The 20,184-nt window shown below is 38.0% G+C and carries 26 protein-coding genes, 3 pseudogenes and 1 riboswitch; of the genes and pseudogenes, 1 reads left to right on the top strand and 28 read right to left on the bottom strand.

The features are described 5' to 3' along the window. Positions 1-44 precede the first annotated feature (44 nt). From I4V84_RS16275 to I4V84_RS16225, 11 genes and pseudogenes are all read right to left on the bottom strand, one after another. Entirely contained in the window at positions 45-458 is a 414-nt protein-coding gene (locus I4V84_RS16275) for a hypothetical protein (RefSeq protein WP_195992945.1), read from the bottom strand. A 15-nt stretch (positions 459-473) separates the two neighbouring features. After that, positions 474-2,000 (bottom strand): DNA methylase, encoded by a 1,527-nt coding sequence (locus I4V84_RS16270; RefSeq protein ID WP_195992975.1) that lies wholly within the window; start codon positions 1,998-2,000, stop codon positions 474-476. A gap of 42 nt (positions 2,001-2,042) precedes the next feature. After that, positions 2,043-2,252, bottom strand: coding sequence for a DHHA1 domain-containing protein (locus I4V84_RS16265; RefSeq protein ID WP_195992943.1), 210 nt, complete (start codon positions 2,250-2,252; stop codon positions 2,043-2,045). Between the two features lie 90 nt (positions 2,253-2,342). Then, positions 2,343-3,068, bottom strand: coding sequence for an AraC family transcriptional regulator (locus I4V84_RS16260; RefSeq protein ID WP_195992941.1), 726 nt, complete (start codon positions 3,066-3,068; stop codon positions 2,343-2,345). Positions 3,069-3,082: 14 nt separating this feature from the next. After that, positions 3,083-3,352, bottom strand: coding sequence for a metalloregulator ArsR/SmtB family transcription factor (locus I4V84_RS16255; protein WP_148463117.1), 270 nt, complete (start codon positions 3,350-3,352; stop codon positions 3,083-3,085). Positions 3,353-3,487: 135 nt separating this feature from the next. Then, entirely contained in the window at positions 3,488-4,741 is a 1,254-nt protein-coding gene (locus tag I4V84_RS16250; protein ID WP_148463136.1) for an ATP-binding protein, read from the bottom strand. Between the two features lie 168 nt (positions 4,742-4,909). Further along, positions 4,910-5,177: pseudogene (locus tag I4V84_RS16245) on the bottom strand (SDR family oxidoreductase); the annotation flags it as partial. Between the two features lie 98 nt (positions 5,178-5,275). After that, the gene (locus tag I4V84_RS16240) at positions 5,276-5,617 is read right to left on the bottom strand and encodes an arsenate reductase family protein (RefSeq protein WP_118577843.1); all 342 of its coding nucleotides are present in this window, start codon (positions 5,615-5,617) and stop codon (positions 5,276-5,278) included. A 67-nt stretch (positions 5,618-5,684) separates the two neighbouring features. Further along, on the bottom strand, positions 5,685-6,095 hold the full coding sequence (locus tag I4V84_RS16235) for a peptide deformylase (RefSeq protein ID WP_195992939.1): 411 nt from the start codon (positions 6,093-6,095) through the stop codon (positions 5,685-5,687). 20 nt (positions 6,096-6,115) lie between these two features. Next, entirely contained in the window at positions 6,116-6,331 is a 216-nt protein-coding gene (locus tag I4V84_RS16230; protein WP_195992937.1) for a hypothetical protein, read from the bottom strand. Positions 6,332-6,624: 293 nt separating this feature from the next. After that, positions 6,625-6,876, bottom strand: coding sequence for a hypothetical protein (locus tag I4V84_RS16225; protein ID WP_195992935.1), 252 nt, complete (start codon positions 6,874-6,876; stop codon positions 6,625-6,627). A 372-nt stretch (positions 6,877-7,248) separates the two neighbouring features. Here I4V84_RS16225 and I4V84_RS16220 point away from each other — a divergent pair, with 372 nt between their 5' ends. Beyond that, positions 7,249-7,764, top strand: coding sequence for a helix-turn-helix transcriptional regulator (locus I4V84_RS16220; RefSeq protein WP_173717405.1), 516 nt, complete (start codon positions 7,249-7,251; stop codon positions 7,762-7,764). 52 nt (positions 7,765-7,816) lie between these two features. Here the strand turns inward: I4V84_RS16220 and I4V84_RS16215 are convergent, their stop codons facing one another. The 17 genes and pseudogenes from I4V84_RS16215 to I4V84_RS16140 all read right to left on the bottom strand — a co-directional run bounded on the left by I4V84_RS16215 (position 7,817) and on the right by I4V84_RS16140 (position 20,183). Continuing rightward, the gene (locus I4V84_RS16215; RefSeq protein ID WP_118568242.1) at positions 7,817-8,233 is read right to left on the bottom strand and encodes a hypothetical protein; all 417 of its coding nucleotides are present in this window, start codon (positions 8,231-8,233) and stop codon (positions 7,817-7,819) included. A 21-nt stretch (positions 8,234-8,254) separates the two neighbouring features. Then, complete coding sequence (locus I4V84_RS16210) at positions 8,255-8,470, bottom strand: hypothetical protein (protein WP_118577954.1); 216 nt, start codon at positions 8,468-8,470, stop codon at positions 8,255-8,257. Between the two features lie 38 nt (positions 8,471-8,508). Next, the gene (locus I4V84_RS19705) at positions 8,509-8,709 is read right to left on the bottom strand and encodes a hypothetical protein (protein ID WP_187565428.1); all 201 of its coding nucleotides are present in this window, start codon (positions 8,707-8,709) and stop codon (positions 8,509-8,511) included. 572 nt (positions 8,710-9,281) lie between these two features. Beyond that, positions 9,282-9,578: an ArsC/Spx/MgsR family protein gene (locus tag I4V84_RS16205; RefSeq protein WP_195699304.1), complete on the bottom strand. Its 297-nt coding sequence runs from the start codon at positions 9,576-9,578 to the stop codon at positions 9,282-9,284. 1 nt (position 9,579) lies between these two features. Further along, positions 9,580-9,991, bottom strand: a pseudogene (locus tag I4V84_RS16200) (DUF188 domain-containing protein). A gap of 70 nt (positions 9,992-10,061) precedes the next feature. Next, positions 10,062-10,268, bottom strand: a pseudogene (locus I4V84_RS20870) (AAA family ATPase); the annotation flags it as partial. Positions 10,269-10,479: 211 nt separating this feature from the next. After that, on the bottom strand, positions 10,480-10,794 hold the full coding sequence (locus tag I4V84_RS16190; RefSeq protein WP_118577834.1) for a type II toxin-antitoxin system RelE/ParE family toxin: 315 nt from the start codon (positions 10,792-10,794) through the stop codon (positions 10,480-10,482). Next, positions 10,784-11,077: a type II toxin-antitoxin system RelB/DinJ family antitoxin gene (locus I4V84_RS16185; RefSeq protein WP_195379373.1), complete on the bottom strand. Its 294-nt coding sequence runs from the start codon at positions 11,075-11,077 to the stop codon at positions 10,784-10,786. Before I4V84_RS16185 ends, I4V84_RS16190 begins: the two co-directional genes overlap by 11 nt. A gap of 308 nt (positions 11,078-11,385) precedes the next feature. After that, entirely contained in the window at positions 11,386-11,562 is a 177-nt protein-coding gene (locus I4V84_RS16180) for a YccF domain-containing protein (protein ID WP_117845440.1), read from the bottom strand. 26 nt (positions 11,563-11,588) lie between these two features. Then, entirely contained in the window at positions 11,589-11,807 is a 219-nt protein-coding gene (locus I4V84_RS16175) for an aspartate dehydrogenase (RefSeq protein WP_118577832.1), read from the bottom strand. 39 nt (positions 11,808-11,846) lie between these two features. Next, a complete protein-coding gene (locus tag I4V84_RS16170) occupies positions 11,847-12,317 on the bottom strand; it encodes an LURP-one-related family protein (RefSeq protein ID WP_173716680.1) in 471 nt (156 codons plus the stop codon). Between the two features lie 39 nt (positions 12,318-12,356). Continuing rightward, a complete protein-coding gene (locus I4V84_RS16165; protein ID WP_306797052.1) occupies positions 12,357-12,983 on the bottom strand; it encodes a GNAT family N-acetyltransferase in 627 nt (208 codons plus the stop codon). A 395-nt stretch (positions 12,984-13,378) separates the two neighbouring features. Next, entirely contained in the window at positions 13,379-13,576 is a 198-nt protein-coding gene (locus I4V84_RS16160) for a hypothetical protein (protein WP_227199271.1), read from the bottom strand. 636 nt (positions 13,577-14,212) lie between these two features. Then, entirely contained in the window at positions 14,213-15,004 is a 792-nt protein-coding gene (locus tag I4V84_RS16155) for a response regulator (protein ID WP_195992933.1), read from the bottom strand. Beyond that, entirely contained in the window at positions 14,989-16,407 is a 1,419-nt protein-coding gene (locus I4V84_RS16150; RefSeq protein ID WP_195992931.1) for a histidine kinase dimerization/phospho-acceptor domain-containing protein, read from the bottom strand. The genes I4V84_RS16155 and I4V84_RS16150 overlap by 16 nt, the downstream gene beginning before the upstream one ends. 80 nt (positions 16,408-16,487) lie before the next feature. Continuing rightward, positions 16,488-19,361 carry a transporter substrate-binding domain-containing protein gene (locus I4V84_RS16145; RefSeq protein WP_195992929.1) on the bottom strand — a complete coding sequence of 958 codons (2,874 nt, stop codon included), beginning with the start codon at positions 19,359-19,361 and terminating at the stop codon, positions 16,488-16,490. 163 nt (positions 19,362-19,524) lie between these two features. Then, positions 19,525-19,600, bottom strand: a riboswitch (cyclic di-GMP riboswitch). A gap of 133 nt (positions 19,601-19,733) precedes the next feature. Beyond that, positions 19,734-20,183, bottom strand: coding sequence for a helix-turn-helix transcriptional regulator (locus I4V84_RS16140; protein WP_243284131.1), 450 nt, complete (start codon positions 20,181-20,183; stop codon positions 19,734-19,736). Position 20,184 lies beyond the last annotated feature (1 nt).

The raw sequence follows: 20,184 nt of genomic DNA, 5'->3' as shown, positions 1-20,184 counted from the left end.
TTTTCCTTAAAAACATTCTAACTTCTTTGTATTTTTTCTCAAATTTACCACTCTTCACATTTAATATCACTTATCTGTTCGATTGGAATGACCGTTTGATCCGTCATGATTATAGCACGCTCGTATTCGTCTACCTTTTTTACAACACCAGAGCACATAACATAGGATCCACCGTTTTTTTTTGCATCGGGAATAAAATAAGTTATCGATACATTCTGTTCTATACCAATATTATTTCTGATTATGTTGATTTTTTCGTTCAGCTGAGCAATCACTTCCTCGCTCAGTTCCAATCTTTCATCGGTTAATCTTGCTGTTTCCTTTATCGCAGCATCATGTCCGGTCAAAGCTGCAAAAGGAGCAAATTGCGCTGCCCGATCCTGAAGTGGCATTTGCGGATGATTCTTAGAGACCGGATGTGGTAAATTGATGATATCGTCATAAGAATTATTTTTCATCCTCTTTCAACTCCTTTACGCCTTATGACCGCCAATCTGTTCATTTCTGTCCCTGGCGGTTGCACCTTCCTGAAGATTCATCCCCTTCAGTACAGCATTTTTTCCAAATTTCTTTTTGATACTGAGCATCGCTTCCTGCATACGTTTTTCACGATTCAGTGCAGCCTCTTCCTCTTCCTGCTTTTTCCTTTGCGCCTCATAATCCGTAAAAAGATCCAACTGTTCATACACTTCTTCTTTCTTCACAGAACTTTCATCCACAAGCCTGTTCGCTGTGATATTGATTCTTCTGATAAGCAGGTTTCTGTCAACAATCCTGTCATATAACTCTATTACTGCATCAGTTATCATCTTGGTTGAGGAAGTCTGCCGTTTCAGATTGGTCGTTCCATGTGCATGTTTCGGAATTCTTCTTCCATAGCGGTCAATGGTAACCTCTCCATGATACTGCTTTCTCCTGTCGGCATTGTTCAGATTCTCAATATCATAACCAACTGTCAACACGATCTGGTCCGTTACAAGCTTCTTATCCACCAAATCCAAAACCATCTGATCCGTCATCTCTTTTACGACCAGTTTTGCTTTTTCAAAATCATAAGGACAATGAAGTACTTGTCCGGCGCAAACACTGTTCATTTCCGGTTTGTAGGCCTTAACCATTTCCATGGTACAGGGTTCGTACCCCCAGGCATGGTCGATCAACAGCTCTGCATTAACGCCAAACAGTTTATATAGCAGATCTTCGTTGTATAATTCATTCTCTTTACCAATGGAACACCTGGCAATATCGCCCATTGTATAAAGCCCATATTCTTCCAGCTTCTTTGCATATCCCTTCCCTACTCTCCAGAAATCCGTAAGTGGTCTGTGACTCCAGAGTTTCCTTCGGTATGACATTTCATCCAATTCCGCAATTCGTACACCATCTTTATCTGCTTTAATATGCTTCGCCACAATATCCATCGCAATCTTGCACAAATACATATTTGTTCCGATTCCTGCAGTTGCCGTTATACCTGTCGTTTTCAGCACATCCTGTATCATGGCCATTGCAAGTTCTCTTGGTGTCATATTATAAGTATGCAGATAATCCGTTACATCAATAAATACTTCGTCAATCGAATACGGGAAAATATCTTCCGGCGCAATATATTTCAGATAAATACTGTAAATTCTGGTGCTGTATTCCAGATAGAGAGCCATCCGGGGAGGCGCAACAATATAATCAATCTCCAGTGCAGGATTACTATTTAATTCTGCACTGTCATCAGAAGAACCTGTAAATGTCCTGTTCGGTGCTTTCCACCTGCGGGCACTGTTGGCTTCTTTTACTTTTTGAACAACCTCAAATAAACGAGCCCTTCCGGGTATCCCATAACACTTTAAAGCAGGAGATACTGCAAGACAGATCGTTTTTTCTGTTCTGCTTTTATCCGCAACTACAAGATTGGTCGTCAAAGGATCCCGATTTCGCTCTTTACATTCCACAGACGCATAGAATGACTTAAGATCGATTGCAATATAGGTTCTTTTCTTTTCCATCATTCTACACCTCCTGGTTCTCCTGTGTTTCGTTTCTAATTCTTATTTATTCTGACCGGAAATCTTTCTCATCATAACAATCCGCTCAAGTATTTCCTGCCTGAATTTATCTACGTCATTTGTACGCTTACGCACGCCTGCTGCCGCAGCATGTCCACCTCCGCAAAATGCCTGCAAAAGTTCATTTACATTAATCCATTTTCCATCAGATCGGAAGGAACACCGCCAGCGGTTTTCTTCTTCCTCATACATGGTAAAACCTAGCTGAAAATACAGGGATTGTGACTGTTTGTCCTTTTGGCAACTGTTTTTTTTACTGTTCCTGGTGGCACCCTATATATTTTACCACCCCTTAAACACTGATACTTGGTAGGCTGCCACATTTTCCGGATTCTCCAACGCTTTTCTCCGCCATGCATTTGGTGAAATTCCCGTTATTTTCTTAAAATTACGCATAAATGTAGATATCACCGGGTATCCTACAGAATTAGACACTTTTTCTATGGAACATTTTTCTTTTGCGAGCATTTCACAGGCCTTCTTAATCCGAACCAGATTTAGATATTCTGATGGTGTAATATTAGCAGACTCTATAAAGATCCTCCGCATATGTGTCTCACTCAGATTACATGCCCTTGCAAAATCCTTTCCCCCGATGTCCTCCATATAATGTAATTCTATATAACTTATAATTTTACGTGTATAATCTGAAGTTTCCCGGGAATTATTCTGAAACTTTATGTTTTCATTATCTAAACGATCAAAAAACAGCACAAGATTAAACGCAAGCGTTGAAACAGTATATCTATAATTTGCTTGTCTCAGCTGTATTTCTTCTATTATCATCTGCATAAGTGCCGCAGCCTTCGTACTTCCAGCATTCTCCAAAACACTTATTTTCTTCGATAGATTCTGTTCAACATAAATATATTTTTCTGGAACATTTACAAAACCTCTTTTTAAAATTTCTTCCACATCCACAAATAAATATTCCCATTTTTTACCACTTAATGCCATAACAGGAAGATCCTGAGAAATTTCATAATAACGGTATTCTGCCTTTTGCATTCTTCTTTCATTTCCTACCTTCCCAAAGCTTCAACAAATGAACTTGCCGCTCTTATTACTTTTTTGTTCAGAGAATAATAATGCCACTTGCCTTCCTTACGGTCATTTACAATCCCACAGTTAACCAATATTTTCATGTGATGTGATAAAGTAGGCTGCGTGATATTGAATTTATCCAGAATCTTACATCCGCATTTTTCTCCGTCTGACAGCATCTGAACAATCTCCAGTCTATTTGTATCTGATAATGCTTTACATATTAGTATCATATCCTTTGCTTCCATTTTCGCCTCCTCACATAGATAATCATCTATACATCAAATTACCATACGCATAGATGCTTGTCAATGTCCTGAAAAGCACAAAATCATAATAAAACTATCTCCATGACTTCCGATTTAATTTATCTATATCCAATGTCAAAACTCTAAACTATCTGCGTCCAAAAGGAAATACTTCATTCCCATGATGACAAATCCCTCATCATTTCTCCAAGGCTTTTTGCTGCCATTTACAATAACAACCTTCTTGAAAGAGTCCGGGATATTACGCAGAGAATTGAACTCCTGAGTCTGCTTTTCTTCTGAAGTCATGTCATAAGCAACCTGGATGTAGTATCTCTGATTGCCTTGGTTAACTACAAAATCAACTTCCAGCTGCTTACGTACACGCTTGCCCTCTTTATCTTTATCAAAGATCTGCACAACACCCACATCAACATTGTAGCCACGAATCAGTAGCTCGTTATAAACAATGTTCTCCATAATATGAGTAGGCTCCTGTTGCCTGAAATTCAAACGGGCATTTCTCAGACCCAGATCGGTAAAGTAGTATTTCATATTTGCACCGATATACTTTCTGCCCTTAATATCGTATCGGCTTGCTTTAGAAATCAAAAACGCATCTGCCAAATAGTCGATATGATTGGAAATCGTTTTGTTTGTATAACTCATCTGACGCTCACTGGCAAAGGTATTAGCAATCTTTGAAGGGTTGGTCAGTGCACCGATTGCAGATGCAAGCACATCAACCAGAATGCCAATTTCATCCACATTTTGGATCTTGTTTCTTTCAATTACGTCCTTCAGATAAACATTTGCAAAGATATTTTTCAGGTAATCTGCCTTCTGTCGTTCGCTCTGTAAACCTACGACCTGCGGCAATCCGCCATAGGTCATGTAGTCATCCCATGCATCGTCGTAATCACCTTTATAGACAGAATAAAACTCTGCAAAAGAGAGGGGATAGATTCTGATCTCATCACCTCTGCCACGAAACTCGGTCACAATGTCGCTGGACAAGAACTTAGAATTGCTTCCGGTGACATACACATCAATGTTGCTCATGCGGAGCAGGCTATTCAGCACTTCCTCAAATCGTGGCATGAACTGTACTTCATCCAGAAGAAGATAATACTTATCATCATCCTTCATGGCATCTTTGATGTACTTAAAGCACACCTTGGGATCTCTTAATTCCTCATTCTCAATACCATCCAAGGCAATCTCAATAATATGATCGGCAGCAACACCATTCTCCTGTAAATATCTCTTGAAAATATTAAACAACAAAAAAGATTTGCCGCATCTACGAATACCGGTAATCACCTTTATCATTCCATTATCTTTTCGCATGGTCAACTGCTGTAGATAAGCATCTCTTTTAATTTCTATCATTATATTCCTCAATTCCGTGCTTTTGCACACTTTTTAGTAATAATATTCTATCATAGAACGATCTGAGCTTCAATATCTATTCCCATCTTATGTGTATCCGCACATTTTTATGTAATATAGATAAATATCTTTTTATTTTTTTGATTGCAGTGTCAAAATCGACTACTAAATCATTTGTTTTGTCATACCACCGTCAATACAAATGTTTTCACCTATGATAAAGCCTGCTTTTTCAGAGCAAAGGAACAATACCATATTGGCAATATCCATAGGATTTCCGACACGATGAACCGGCTGCTGCAGTGTAATTTTCTGTTTGCGGCTGACTCATACGGTCACGGGAAGATGAAATATTAACAATGGCAGCTCCTTCAGAGAAATATGGCTGAAATAGTTTTGCCAGATAAAATGGTGCCGTAACCGATACAAATACTCTGCTGTTTCCAAATTTACATTTCCCGTTTAAAATGCTGGACTACATCACCAATATGAAATCTACATTCTTCCATTAGCTGCCTATCCTCCGATTTCTTACTTCCACGCTTTCCAGATATCCGGCTGATATCCAAGAGTGGATTGTTTTCCATTACGAACCACCGGTGTTCTAATCACCTGCGGGTTTTCCAGTACCTTCTCAAGTTTATCTTCCTCTGCAATGTATTTAATGAGCGCAAGCAGATCCTTATCCTTGCCCTCCCAGTTGATCATATTTTCCAGTCCACCATTTGCCTGGGCAACCGAATTGAATTCGCCCTTACTCATGCCCTTTTCTTTCATATCAATAAACTGAAACTTAATCCCACGTTCTTTAAAGAAACGTTCTGCTTTCTTTGTATCATTACACTTCTTTGTTCCAAAAATCTGTATATTCAAATTAATTCTCCTTGTCCATCGCCATATGTATCATTTTGTAAAGCGGACATTCCAGGTCCGCATTCAGTTATATTATCTTTCCAGACAAATGATCAATTTCATGCTGGCAGATCTGAGCCGTCCATCTGGACAGCTTCTGCCGCTGTTTTTTCCAGTTGAAATCATAATACTCTACTTCTATTTCCTGGTACCGGGTCGTCTTACGAACACCATCCAAGGATAAACAGCCTTCTTCTGTCTCATACATGTCACGCTTTGAAACGATCACCGGATTGAACATCACAACATCTATGAAGCCCATATTTACAATGATGATATTCTTCTTTACACCAATCATGTTTGCCGCCATACCCACACAACGCTCCCGGTTCGCCTGCAGCGTATCCTGCAGGTCTTTTCCAACTTGGATATCTGCTTTCGTGGCCGGTTCGGATGGTTGGCCTAAAAAGAAAACGTCTCTTACAATTTGCTTTACCATTTACTTTCTCCCTGTAGCTTTCATTCTGCTTTTTCCAATTTATTATTTACATCGAGACAAACTTTGTCTCCTTCATTGATATTACGCTCATAGAGCTCGGCATCCTCTGCTTTTACTGTCACTTCTTTTCCAGAAGAATCCACAAGAGTCACTAGTGCCATGACTGGTACATCCTCCGGTCGTTCTTCGCAACCAAAATCCAGGTCTTCATCGATTCGTTTTACTGTATACATCATACTTTAATTCCTCTTGAGATAATATTAAGAATCAGTTTTCTACATACCTTTTCCAACTTTCCACCACTTCATCTTCCGTTACAGCCATCCTTACATTGCCATCGTTATAAAATCCATATAAAATAGACAAGAGGTACAGTTTAAACCTCTTGTTCATTATTATACCTTACATGTAATAAATTGTCATAAATAACTTTCCGTATTTTGTTGCTTTCCTTGTTTCTTCCCATCAGCCAAAGCAAATAGCCGAGACCCTAATCAGCCTCAGCTATTCTAAACTATATCATTCAGTTTCAAAAATCAAACTCATCCGGATCCAATCCTGCACCTTCCAACACTTCTCTTCTTTCATCCGGATCCATAAATTCCAACTCATCATAATCAAGTCCGGCATCCGCAAAAATATCAATCTCATCATCGTCATCAAAAATACTTTTTTCTTCATCCTTCATCATTTCGTCCATGAACTGAAACTGTGTAGCACGTTCCCAGCTATCCAATTTCCCGTCTCTGTTAAAATCAAACATCTTATCAAATCCAAACATAATTTTTCCTCCCTTAATTTTCCATAAACTCAAAATACTCTTGCTCACTGGCAAATAAAATGTATTTGCCTTCTACATATCCCATATATCCGTTGCTTGTGTTATAACCTTTCATTTGCCAGTCCTCCTTGGATTTTTTTGATGTTATCATCTTACAATAAATGGCTGTACAAAAATCCCGACAACCAACCGGCTAAACTTCCTTGAGCATTCTTTGATATAAACCCTAAAATGATAATTTTACAAAGTCTATTACTTGTTGTTAGTTCATAATTTATGTATAATAAAATTCATATAAGAAATACACGCTCAGCATGCAGCCTGGAACATAGATGCTCTGCATGTTTGGCGATATACGGGGAGGAAATTCTCATGGGTAAACAATCCACCAGGGAAAACAAAACAATTTACCAGCTTTACCGAGAAGCGGCAGGACTTACAAGAGCAGAGGCCAGTGAAAAAATGGATGCTGTATCTGATTCAAAAATTGAAAAATTTGAATATGAAACACAAGAACCTACGCCTTATGATATCCTCCAGATGGCAGATGCCTATAAAAGACCAGATCTTTGCAATTATTATTGCTCTCACAAATGCGAAATCGGCCATCGTTATGTTCCAGAAGTAGAAGTGACCGATCTGTCAAATATCATTTTGGAGACAATTGCCAGTCTGAATGAAATCAATCCTCTTACCGGTCGTCTGATCCAGATTGCCCGTGACGGTAAGATCAGCGATGATGAAATGAAAGATTTTGCTTATATCAGTAAAAAACTTGATGAAATTTCTTTAGCCATAGACTCTTTGAATCTTTGGGTAGATAAGACAGCCGGAGAACAGGGGCTTAATCTTGAGCTCTTAAATGCCGAGAAAGAAAAATTAAAATAAGCCATAAATCGACGAAAGGCAATGAACCATTTCTGACTCATTGCCTTTTCCTTTACATACGCTGTAATTGATTGACGATACTTTCTGTTCTTCGAATTGCTTCTTCTACCTGTCTTTTTGCATTATTGATTCGATCCTGGACCACCCAGTCCACAACAAAACCATCAAAGAAATAATCCGCAAAAGAAAGAAAATCTCCAGTATCGATATTCAAGTTACATACCATATTTACATCATTTAATTCCCTGCTGAAATTACGAAGATCATACTTTGCCTGTTCCATATTCCGTTTGGCCTGATCCATTTTAGAATGTTTTAACATCGTAGTGAAAAAGCCGCCGCCAAACATATCTACCAGGCCCCAGTTCTTTGCACTGTTTAAATTTTCTTTTGCTGCCTGAAGACTGTTCAAAGCTCTGCGCCCAGCTTCAATTGCTTCTCTCTTTTCTTTTTCAATATCATATCCCATTGGTTTTCTCCTCCTGATCCATTATGAATGTGACGTCACCAAAGCTATAATGCCACCGACAATCAATAATGGAAAAGCAATGTACATCAGTCCACCTACAACCATGCCAATCAATATCACCGGGAAGAAAATAACTGTGCAAAGTAGTTTCATAATTCCCCAGGATGCTCTTAACCCAAAAACAAAAAATTTTCCGACAAACCAAATTATACAAATTGTAAATAATAACGATAACATTTTTTTCTCCTTCTGAAACTCATTTTAATATGTGTCTTTCATTTTTTCTGTTCTTTTTCTGCTGAATATTCAGATGCGTTCTTTATACCAAGCTTATTACTGAATGCCGAATTTTTCTCCATCTTTTCTATTATCCGGATTAATCGAATTCTCTGTGCCGCTTCCATCTGATCACCCCATTTATATTCTGCTTTTTTGTTGATATTGTCACTATAACAAATTTCTTTTTCATAATACACATCCACCATGAGGAATTGCATCTTTATATTTCTCGAAATTTGAGAATTCTGTCTTTATATTCCTCTGCATGAATTGTTCCTGAAGATGAATTGATTAAAGTCATATTGGAAAATGATGAACTGAAAAATCCAGCAATACATTTGGAAAATAAGCGTAAAATACATTCTCTTGTAACCATCAAAACGCCGGTATAGGATTATAAAAATCCTGTATCGGCGTTATTAACTGCTTTATTGATTGTGATCATTTTATTTTCTTTATTCAGATGAACTGCTTATCAGCAATGCAAATATTATTTTGTTATGTCCCCATGGAATTCTAAAAATGATTTGTAAATCATCCCCAAGTCGGGAACGATTTGTATCTGTACAGTTATTCTGATACTTTATCAAAGAAAGCGATCATATAGAGCGGTAATGTGATTATTCCCTCTTCGCTGGTTCCTACATTCCCATCTATGAACTTATATCCATATAACGTACGGAGCTTCTGATTAAATGAAGCCGTTACTTGTCACCTCAATTTCTTATTTCCACGCCTTCCAGATATCCGGCTGATATCCAAGAGTGGATTATTTTCCATTACGGACCACCGGTGTCCTAATCACCTGCGGGTTTTCCAGTACCTTCTCAAGTTTATCTTCCTCTGCAATGTACTTAATGAGCGCAAGTAAATCCTTATCCTTGCCCTCCCAGTTGATCATATTTTCCAGTCCACCATTTGCCTGGGCAACCGAATTGAATTCACCCTTGCTCATGCCCTTTTCTTTCATATCAATAAACTGAAACTTGATCCCACGTTCCTTAAAGAAACGTTCTGCTTTCTTTGTATCATTGCACTTCTTTGTTCCAAAAATCTGTATATTCAAATTAATTCTCCTTGTCCATCGCCATACGTATCATTTTTTCAAAAGATGCTCTGAAATGCTCATCATCCTCTGCTGTTCGTTTTCGTGGTCCTTTTAAATGATTCTTTCCAGATGCCCTTCGTGCTTTCTTGTTCAAGTGACGCTCCATAAGCATCTGATCAATATTCTCATTGGTATACCATTTCCCAGACTGATGAATCGCATAAGCACCTTTCCCTAATGCCATTGCAGCCACACCGTAGTCCTGTGATACGACAATATCGCCCCTATGGCAAATGCTGATTAGTTTATAATCCACGGCATCTGCTCCGGCTCCAACTACGATCACTTCACTGTAATCAGAAAATAACACATGATTGGTATCACACAAAGAAAATATGGAATGTTGATATTCTCTGGTTTAGCCGCTTCATTAATATAATCAATGATAGCTCCCGGAACAAATTCACCTTTCAGATTTACGTGTCCAAATAAATCTGATGAGTCTGACCAATCAGGGCGAACTGAAACCAGTTTGTAATTTGCTCCAATTGCTTCAGCAAACAATCTCACCAAGCGTGTTTTTCCGGTTCCGGAAGTACCGGCAAGAATTACAAATGGTTTTGACTTTAAGCTGAGGTAAAAGTTTTCAATCAACTCGCCATCATAGCTGAAGCTTTTAGATGCGATATACTCCTTGATCAGCTCCATACTTTCTTTAATTGATAATTCCGGCACTTCTTCCTCACCTTCTTCCAAGTTTGGGAAAGTTTAGGGAGAAATGAAAATAGATAAAAAAAATAAAAACGCCAGTGAAATGACTCCACTGACGCCTTACAAATACTATTGATTTTTCTTTTGTTATAAAAAAAGACCATCTACGGTTTTACGGTAAATGATCTTTTTATTGCCAATATTCCATTTATATCATTTTGTTTTCATAATCTTGTAACTCATGGAAAATATCATCCACATATACAACATCATTTTCTATTCTATATAACATAAAATATCTGTGCTGTTGAAAATTTATTCGACGATATCCCAGACTCTGTAAACGTGGATTGTCGCATACTTTCAAACTACTCGCTACATACTTTAACTTTTTAATAGTATTCTCAAAATCATCAAGCACATTTTTCGCTGCTTGCTTATTTTTCTTAGCGAAAAACAGATACTGTATAAACTGATTCAAGTCTTCTTCTGCTTCAGCTGTTACAACTATTTTATAATCCATATTTTCCTCTTATATCTGAAATCACATCATCTGCATTTCGGTAATTTCCCCTTTTTGAAGATTCTCTGGATTGTTCCAGTCTTTGAAGCATCTCTTCTTCTGTCATAGATGTATAAGGATTATGCACAGTTCGTTTTATTTCAAATGGAAATCCATTATATGCAACCGCCTGCGTTAAAAACATCCTTATTGCTGATGTCGTGTCAGTTCCAAGATCTTTAAAAAGCTGATCTGATTTATTTTTCAAATCATCGTCTACCCTGATCTGAATTGTACTTGCCATTTTAGATACCTCCTTTTTTCTTCATTATAATGCTATTTCATTACTAATTCAATACAATTGTATTGATATTTCACTTATTTCTTTGCACTTATCTAAGATAGTAGGTATGGAATCTTAGATTACAATTGAGGTAGGTACAATAAAAATACAATCGGCACAACTTTTTCTTTCTGTACTCATTCAGTTCCTGACGTCCAATGATTGGGATGCCAGGATAACCACCTGTCTGTGTCCTGATTGCCGGAGAGCTTGTCTGGGCGCACAATTCCGATTTATCCAATTAAACAAATTCTTTTTTATTTTTTCTTTTATCCTATCACACTCGCACCAAATGGCATGAAAGAGAGTCTTGCCATCTTGAAAAACTGCTTTCCAAATGGAATTCCAATAATTGTAATACACCATATGCATCCTGCAAAAATCCATGCCAGTCCACCCAGTAATCCTCCAAATATAAACCAAAGAATATTACCTATAGTTCTCATGACAATACATCCGCCTTATCCAATGTTTAATATTCTTTTGCAATTTCCTCTGTTATCTCATATATCTCTTTAAATTTTTCTAAGTCCTCCGGCGATCTGATCAGCATGATTTCTTCGATTTTTCCGGTCCGTATGTCTTTGAACCCTGCTACTTCTTCTCCGGTACAAATACTTGCACGAATAACTGGTTTCATATGTTCTCGGTCATATGTTTTTTTCATGATTTTCTTTTTGAATAATCCCATACTTCATCCTCCGAATAATTACAGAAACAAGATCAACTATTAATTTCTGGAACATTTTTCTGCATCGATTGCCAGTACAAACATCAGCGCATCCAACGCATTTCCTGGATCCTGCACATCAATAACATATGTATCAGTCATATGAAACAGTTCTTTACTAACCCGTGCAATTGAATAACCGCTTCGATCAAGAATGCTATAGTTCCATTCCATAATGGTTCCATCAATATGCCATCCATTGTAATCAATATTATAATGTGGCGTCAGGAATGAGAATTCTTTGCTCAGGCATCCAATATAACTGCCATTTTTATAAATCTCAAATTTAGGAAGAAAAGTAAGTACTTTCTGAACAACCATTCCTACTTCATTTCCATAGGCATCATAAATTACAAGTTTATGTCCCCAGGACAACTGACCTTTTACTACATAAACAGTGTTGCCTGCTTCATCATAAATATCATAGCTGTCAAACCATGAAAATAGCCTTTGTTTAAATAATAACTTCATAACTTTTCACCGCTCTCTCCAACAGATATAATTGGTTCTTTACACTTCTTCGATATTGGCTACGTGGATTTTTCCATCAGGTTGTGTATGGCTTTTCCATTGTTCTTTTGTTATGACATTTGTATGGCCAACTCTTACCTCATTAAGCAATGGTACTGGAACCTCATCGCAAGTATGATGATAAATAAATCCAAGTTTCTCCTGTACTCTTTTGGACTTTTTATTTCCGTCATAATAGCCACACCATATTGTAGTCATTTCAAGCGTTTCAAATCCTCGTTTCATAAGCGCATATGCCGCTTCTGGCATATACCCTCTGCCCCAGAATGGTTCTCCCAACCAGTAACCAAGTTCACATTCATCATCTCTATCTGTCATATCTGTATGTCCGTTTAGTTTTAGTTCAACAGCTCCTATTGCAACATTATTCTCTTTTTCACAGATTGCATAGCATTCTGCTCCGGTGAAAATATTGTCAATAACATATTTACTTGATTCGATATCCTTGTGAGGAGGCCATCCGGCAATTGGCCCTACTTTTGGATTTTTTGCATAAGTAAACAAACTTTCTGCATCATCTTGCGTCCACTTTCTTAAAATCAATCTTTCAGTTTCTAGTATCATTTTAAAATATATCCCTTCAGTATTCAATTTCGATTTATCCAATTAAGACAATTCTTTAGGTTAGAATCGATGATGGAGTAAACGAAAAAGCAGTTTTGACATTTCAGTGAACTGCCCCTTCGTTTACTCCATTTTCGATTTGACCTAATTGAACAAAGTGAGCGTCCGAGTAGCTACTACCTATGGACTTTTAATCTTTTGTTCTTATCCATGATTATACAGGATTTCCTGTGCAGACGCTACAGAAATCAAGAATTTTCAGATAAATAGGTATAACAATTAAACCTCAGGATTTTGAGGCTTAGAAAACATATAAAAGATTTGGATTTTAACACCTTTGCGGTATTCTCAGTTGTGGTTTTCCAAGATGTCCACCGCAGGATTTACATACATAGATGTTTATCCCGTATAGCTGTTTCAATATTTCTGGCATCTCCTTATCCCTGAGCTTTGAAAGATATTTTTTGCATCCGAGGAGATTCCGGCATAAAGTGAGCTTTTTGTGTCTCTTCAGGATTCTTATTCTGATATTTCAGAAAATAAGAGACATAGTTTTTATAGCAGTTGATGGAACGTTCTTTAAGGTTACGGATTTTTCCGGCTTCCTCAAGCTGTTCTAAATATTTTTCATACATAATAAAATCCTCCATATAAAATCAGTAGTTATCCGGAACACTGCTTTATATGGAGGTGCATTTTGGTCATAAAACCGCTTGCCAACCAAGCGGAAGGGTGGTATTCTTTTCATAGGCAGTGGGAAGGTCGATCCTGTTTGATTGTTTCGTTGTGGTGACTTAACAATACTACTTTTAGGACTTGCTTTCCACTGTTTTGTTATAGAAAAAAGAAAATCGCTATGCCATAGCCTTGGTAGGCCATCGCGCAGCGATTTTGTTCAATTTATGTTTGCAGGTTTGGGAGAGATTGTTTCTTTTCCCGCCTTTTCTCTGATTTACATCCCCGAATAAGGGGTGACAACAGAGCAGAACTCAAATGTTAGCTGGACTTTTTCTCACATGCTCTGATTTGATCTCATATATAAAACCAGCAGAGATTTTGCTCTCCACCGGTCTGCTTTTATCCTAATTATGTTCCCCTTGCATTGATTTTGCTAATGATGTCAGACAGGGATAGTCCACAGCTGGAAATTAGTTTTTCATTTAAGTAATTATTTCAGTCCCAAAAAGACATATGAATTTTCACAGCCTGCTTCTTCTAAGGAATTAAAAAACAGACCATATAACAACTTTATATGCTCTGTCTTTTTATTCCTACAAATCTTCGTGCAGTTTTACATCGCTATTATCTGCCATGCATTGTTTTAAGGCAATGATCATTTTTTCCGCATCCAGTGGCTTTGCAAGATGAACATTCATTCCAGCCAGCCGGCTGTTGATAATGTCTTCTGCAAAAGAATTCGCGGACATTGCAATGATCGGAACCCTCCTGGCATCCCTTCTTTTCATTTCCCTGATTGTCCTTGCCGCATCCAGACCATTCATCCTCGGCATCATAATATCCATATAAATTACCCCAAAATAATCCGGTGCAGATTTCTCGAAGATTTCAACTGCTTCCTGCCCGTCTACTGCACATGTAACTTCCATACCGCTGTCTTCCAGTATACATCTGGAAATTTCCATGTTCAACTCATTGTCTTCCACAACCAATGCCCGCATGCCTTCTACCGAATAATCATCAAGGCTTACTGGCTTATCTGATAAATTACTGTTTTTATCCTGTGTGCCAATTTTGAACGGAATTTTTACAATAACTGTTGTCCCGACACCTGCTTTGCTCTTCAGTTCAATACTTCCATCCATTCTGTCCACGAGTTGCTTCGTAATTGCAAGCCCCAGTCCGGTGCCTTCATACCTGGATCTGCTTGTTTCGCTTTCCTGAGAGAACATATCAAAAGCATGTGCAATAAAATCTTCACTCATACCCACACCCTGGTCTTTACAGTAGAAAGTGAAATTTGCTCTGTCATCATCCAGAGTTTCTTCCTTAACCCCGAACGTGAGCACACTACCCGACTGACTGAATTTTATGGCATTGTCCATAATATTCGACAGAATCCTTCCAAGATATATCGGGTTTCCAACCAGAGTGCTGTGACTGTATGTACCATTTTTCCAGTCAATCTCATACCGATGCCTTTCTTGGCAGCCCGCTCATCATAAATCTGATTCAGTTCCTGCAGTACCTCTGTCAGATCAAATAAAAGCTGCTGGTCCTTCAAATCCCCGCTCTGTAGTTTATTCATATCCAACACATCATTTACCAGAGACACCAGATATTTCAGGGATTCCATTACCTTTTCTCTGATCTTCTGCTGCATCTGTGGATCATCTGCGTACTGATTTCCCATATTTACCATACCGATAATACCGTTCAGTGGTGTACGGATATCATGACTCATCGTTGCCAGAAACCTTGTTTTCATTTCGGCTTCCCGCTTTGCTGCTTCCGCAGCAAAGTTAAGATCCTCTTCACGTCTCTTGGAATCGCTGATACTACGGACTGTACATAAAACATGGGTTACATTTCCAGACCCATCCCGTTTTTTTACAGTAAAAAGCATCCTGTGCCAACTGCCATCACACATTCTGTATTCTGTAGAAATACATTCTTCCGTCTTCAATCTTGCTGAAAGTGTAGAGACATCCAGAAATGGACGGATCAGCGAACGGTATTCAGATGCAACCATTGTATCACAAAGCTGATACAGTTTCTCCGATGCACTGCCTCTGTTTCCTGTCAGTTTGTGTATTTCACAGTCATTTGATATCTCTTCAAAAAAATCTTTCTGCACATCAATCCTGTAGATAGAACAGTAACTCTTAGCAATTGCTGAGATTATTTCATTACTCAGCCGTGCTTCATCCAGTGCCTGCTTTAATTGATTCTGGATCGTAGTTTCTTTTTCCATGATATCATCAATATGCCGAAAACCCACCAGTGCGAAAAAATGTTTCTCATCCTCGTATATTTTGGCTGCCTGTGCCTCAAAAAATTCATGCTGGTTCGGATTCGGTTTACTTCTATAATGGTATGTAATGCGCTCCTTCCGGGAAAGCTGTTCCTTTAGATGCCCTGTCGAAATCCAGTCCTTAAATTCCTGTCTTTCTTTCTCATACAGATATTGAACCGCATATTGGTCAGCAGAAGAATTGAAATTATCACCCTGTTTCAGATTCATTTTTTTTACGTTGGTTCCATCGTTTATATGGAGAATTTCAAAGGAACCGGTATTTAATTCAACATAATAGACAGCCGTAAAATCTGCACATATCTTATCCAAAAGCCGTCTTTCCGCCATCTGTTCTTCCAACGTACTTTTCAGTTTTCTGTTCCTCATATGTACCATTACAGTCAGGATAAGAAGCAGAACGATCAGCACAGTTATAAAAACCAAAACAGTCACAGACTGCGGTTGCTTCGGAAATAAATTAATTTCTGTCATAACAAAATCCTCTCTCTATGTTTCCTGTCTGCTTTTCCCATGCATCTGGAAGGCTCCTGATTGCTGCGGTTGCCTCATAATCATTTATGACAGGCATTTTGCTTTCTCAACTCTTCGCTTATGGTCTGCTTAATTTTTTCCGCATCCAGCGGCTTTGCGAGATGTGCGTTCATTCCTGCTTCCATACACTTTTCTGCATCTTCCCTAAATGCATTTGCAGTCATAGCAATGATAGGGATTATTTTTGCATCCTGCCGTTCCAGGTCTCTTATTGTTCTTGCAGCAGTAAGACCATCCATCACCGGCATCATAATATCCATTAAAATAACATCGTATGTTCCCGGTTCGGAAGCTTCAAAATGCTGAACAGCTTCTAACCCATTGTTCACTGTTTCTACTTTAGCCCCATTTTCCGTCAGCATAAATTCTGCTATTTCCACATTCAGCTCATTATCTTCAACCAGCAATACCCGGATATCTGATATATCTGCATCAAAATCTTCTTTTTCTTCTGGCCGTGCATTCGTATCAATTTTAAATGGAAGTATTACAGTAAAACAGCTTCCTTCACCAAGCTTGCTTTCAACTGTTATGGTTCCGCCCATCTTTTCTACAAGTTGTTTCACAATAGGCATTCCCAGACCTGTCCCATTATAATCAGAACGTGGGGAATTATCTGCCTGTACAAATGGAGTAAACAATTCATTTTTTATAAATTCTTCTGACATTCCAATTCCATTATCTTTTATTTTAAATTCACATGTCATGTGATCTTCTAATCTTTCAATCGTTCTCATACTCATGTAAATAAAACCATTCACCTTATTGTACTTCATACTGTTTGTAAACAGATTCATCAATATTTTTTTCAGATGAACTGCATTGCTCCAAACATATATACCACTGTAATCATCATGTTCTCCTATAACATGAAGTCCTTTTTCTTCTGCCTGAAAAGATAGTGACTCCGTGATTTCCTGACATACCTGATCCAGATTGATGGATTCATCACCAAAAACCATTGTATCTGATTCTAACTTTGCCATATCTAAAACATCATTTATCAATGATAGTAGCAGTTTCGATGACTCATGTATTTTATTCATGCAATCCTTTGCCCGCTCAGCATCATTTCCGCTTTTCTCAAGAATCGTAAGCATGCCAATAATACCATTGATCGGTGTTCTGATATCATGAGACATGTTATTTAAAAAGGAAGTCTTAGCCTTATTGGCACTCTGTGCTTCTACAAGTGCATTTTGTAATTCCTGCTGTTTTTCTTCAAGCTCCTGATTCAGCTTCAATGCCTGCTCAGCAGACTTCTTGGATTTTTCTTCCGCACGTTTTGATTTTTTCAAAGAATTAAGAATTATACACAGAACAACGAAAAAAGAAATTCCAGCGATAAGTGAAACTGTCAGTAAATTGTCCTGAATAAAATCCTTCGCTGTAACTTTTCGTAAGGAAGCATTATACGAAACTACTGCACCTGAAAATTGAGTTGTAGGTATAGATGTCAGTGTTTTATTCAGAATGGACAAAAGAACCGGTTCTCCCTGCAGAATAGCAAATGGAACATCAGCTTCTTTTGTCAGGAAAACACTATGAAGCTTATTATTTTTCAAATAGTCTGAAACAGTACCTGAATTGCTTACAATACAATCCGTCTCCCCCTTCTGCATTGCTTTTACTGCTGCATCTGATGTTTCATATTCCACAACCTTCCATTGCGGATAATTGTATGAAAGATATGCTTTCAATGCAAAATCATCTTTTTCAACGGCAACTATATTCTCTTTATTTTCATCAAAAGAATCCTTTGCCGTAATTGCTGCCATATTGAGAGTCAACAGCGTATCCGACAAAGCAAATCCATTTGTTTCTGCAAAGTATGGATTCTGGTTTGCATGAAAAATCAGGTCTATTTTTCCATCCTGCAATGCCTGAAGCAGTTCACTTCTTGTCTCATATCCATTTAATTCAAATTCCAGAGTCTGACCTTGCAGACAATTTTCTGCAAGATCCACATAATCTGTAATAACACCTGTCAGTTTACCTGTTGATGGATCTACACTGCTGATACCTCCATCCTGATTCAGATACCCTATCCGGATTGCACCATGCTGCCCGATCCACTCACTTTCTTCTTTTGAAAGAAACGAGCTGCTCTGTGCAGAAAGATAACGCCTGTAGAGATCATCTGTGTAAAATGGGTTGTCATCCTTGATTCTGCGCATAGCACTATCCAGTGCTTCTTTGATATCCGGACGTTCTGGATTTATAGCGAAATAGATTTCTGTCTCTCCAATACTTGTAAGCGGTGAAATATCCGATTCTTCCCAACGGGATTCTTCTACCGAAACGAAGCAGTCAATTTCATGTTTCGACAGTTTGTCCATAATTTCTGTGGTTGTAGAAACATTGATATGCTTCGTATGCAGACCATATTTTGATTCCCATTCATTAAGCACATCCTCCACTATATTATCTTTAGACACACCAATATTTTTTCCCTCAAAAGAATCCAAATTTCCTGCTGTAAGATCCATATTGGATGCATCCGTATAGATGTAATATTTCTCTTCCCCCATAGGCATATCGGAAAAAAGCATATTTTCAGCACGTTCGTCTGTATAGGAAATGTCACCAAGAATATCAATCTCTCCATTTTCCAACTGTGTAAAGCAGTTTTTCCAATCACTTGTTATGTATTTATATGTCCATCCTGCATAACCTGCAATATCTTGAAGATACTCATAACCATAGCCGCTTCTTTCTCCCTTTTCATTGACGGTATTATAAGTTTCTTCAAAAGATCCTACCCGGATAACATTGTCAGAGTTTTCTTTGGCAAATGTAGGAACGGATAAAACAATAAAACATATAATTGTGCAAAATATAATGTAACAAAATTTGAAATTCATTATATTCTGTACTAATTTGCACTTCTTCATCTTTCTCCCCTCCTCTAGGCTACAGTTGCTTGCTTCCAGATTTTAATTTTACATTCATTAATTGTCAATAACCTCCCCGCTATTTTTCCAAACAGCTTCTGTATTACTTATTCAAGTGCTCTACCATAAAAAAGCACTGCCAAACAGACAGTGCAACCTCATTTCATGCAACTGGCTGCCATTTTACAGGCCCTGTAGCTTTGCGTCCCAGACTTTCATCTGGTTTGCCGATTTCCTTATTATAGCTTTAATACTTATGCAAAAAAACTGATTTCATTATACTTTAATGCTCTAGTATACACAAGAAAACATTACCGTTTTAACGACAAAAATAAAAAAAGAACAGCCGATACATATACTCGAACTATTCTTCTACTTCCGAAGACCACGTAGCATTGACATCACTGTTTCCTGCTCATTTGTACTCAGATTATTCCATATCCTTAAAACTTCTTTCTGTTTTTCTGTCAGATTCTCTGAATTACCTTCCTGAAAAAAATGTGATAATGTCACACCCAAAGCTGTACATATTTTTTCAAGTGTGATCAGCGACGGCAGGTTTTCCTGCGCCATGATTCTTCCCAGTGATGACTGGGAAATTCCAAATACACATAAGCATGATACAATAGAGGCATGCTGAAGGAGGATCTCATATGGCAAAGCAAGCTGTACAATTTCTTCTTTTGTATGATATTTGTTATTCAACTCCATCGTTATTTTTAATGCCCTTTGAGACAGCTCATGCATGATCAGATGGTCTTCACTTCCACCGTCTACAGTATATCCGGGCTTCATATTACTCAAATATTCTTCAAATGTCATG

The organism is Ruminococcus sp. 1001713B170207_170306_F1, from assembly GCF_015668065.1.
Lineage (GTDB): Bacteria > Bacillota > Clostridia > Lachnospirales > Lachnospiraceae > Blautia_A > Blautia_A faecis.
The sequence above is the reverse complement of the archived record's forward strand: the minus strand, read 5'-3'. Positions and strand labels throughout refer to the sequence as shown.

Coding starts and splice junctions, on each gene's coding strand:
- I4V84_RS16180 (WP_117845440.1), bottom strand. CDS start 11,562: ATGAGAACTATAGGTAATATTCTTTGGTTTATATTTGGAGGATTACTG.
- I4V84_RS16150 (WP_195992931.1), bottom strand. CDS start 16,407: ATGACAGAAATTAATTTATTTCCGAAGCAACCGCAGTCTGTGACTGTT.
- I4V84_RS16160 (WP_227199271.1), bottom strand. CDS start 13,576: ATGTATGAAAAATATTTAGAACAGCTTGAGGAAGCCGGAAAAATCCGT.
- I4V84_RS16235 (WP_195992939.1), bottom strand. CDS start 6,095: ATGGTAAAGCAAATTGTAAGAGACGTTTTCTTTTTAGGCCAACCATCC.
- I4V84_RS16265 (WP_195992943.1), bottom strand. CDS start 2,252: ATGTATGAGGAAGAAGAAAACCGCTGGCGGTGTTCCTTCCGATCTGAT.
- I4V84_RS16215 (WP_118568242.1), bottom strand. CDS start 8,233: ATGGGATATGATATTGAAAAAGAAAAGAGAGAAGCAATTGAAGCTGGG.
- I4V84_RS16155 (WP_195992933.1), bottom strand. CDS start 15,004: ATGGACAATGCCATAAAATTCAGTCAGTCGGGTAGTGTGCTCACGTTC.
- I4V84_RS16220 (WP_173717405.1), top strand. CDS start 7,249: ATGGGTAAACAATCCACCAGGGAAAACAAAACAATTTACCAGCTTTAC.
- I4V84_RS16210 (WP_118577954.1), bottom strand. CDS start 8,470: ATGTTATCGTTATTATTTACAATTTGTATAATTTGGTTTGTCGGAAAA.
- I4V84_RS16260 (WP_195992941.1), bottom strand. CDS start 3,068: ATGCAAAAGGCAGAATACCGTTATTATGAAATTTCTCAGGATCTTCCT.
- I4V84_RS16225 (WP_195992935.1), bottom strand. CDS start 6,876: ATGTTTGGATTTGATAAGATGTTTGATTTTAACAGAGACGGGAAATTG.
- I4V84_RS16230 (WP_195992937.1), bottom strand. CDS start 6,331: ATGATGTATACAGTAAAACGAATCGATGAAGACCTGGATTTTGGTTGC.
- I4V84_RS16275 (WP_195992945.1), bottom strand. CDS start 458: ATGAAAAATAATTCTTATGACGATATCATCAATTTACCACATCCGGTC.
- I4V84_RS16270 (WP_195992975.1), bottom strand. CDS start 2,000: ATGGAAAAGAAAAGAACCTATATTGCAATCGATCTTAAGTCATTCTAT.
- I4V84_RS16170 (WP_173716680.1), bottom strand. CDS start 12,317: ATGAAGTTATTATTTAAACAAAGGCTATTTTCATGGTTTGACAGCTAT.
- I4V84_RS16175 (WP_118577832.1), bottom strand. CDS start 11,807: ATGGGATTATTCAAAAAGAAAATCATGAAAAAAACATATGACCGAGAA.
- I4V84_RS16185 (WP_195379373.1), bottom strand. CDS start 11,077: ATGGCAAGTACAATTCAGATCAGGGTAGACGATGATTTGAAAAATAAA.
- I4V84_RS16145 (WP_195992929.1), bottom strand. CDS start 19,361: ATGAAGAAGTGCAAATTAGTACAGAATATAATGAATTTCAAATTTTGT.
- I4V84_RS16255 (WP_148463117.1), bottom strand. CDS start 3,352: ATGGAAGCAAAGGATATGATACTAATATGTAAAGCATTATCAGATACA.
- I4V84_RS16140 (WP_243284131.1), bottom strand. CDS start 20,183: ATGACATTTGAAGAATATTTGAGTAATATGAAGCCCGGATATACTGTA.
- I4V84_RS16190 (WP_118577834.1), bottom strand. CDS start 10,794: ATGGATTATAAAATAGTTGTAACAGCTGAAGCAGAAGAAGACTTGAAT.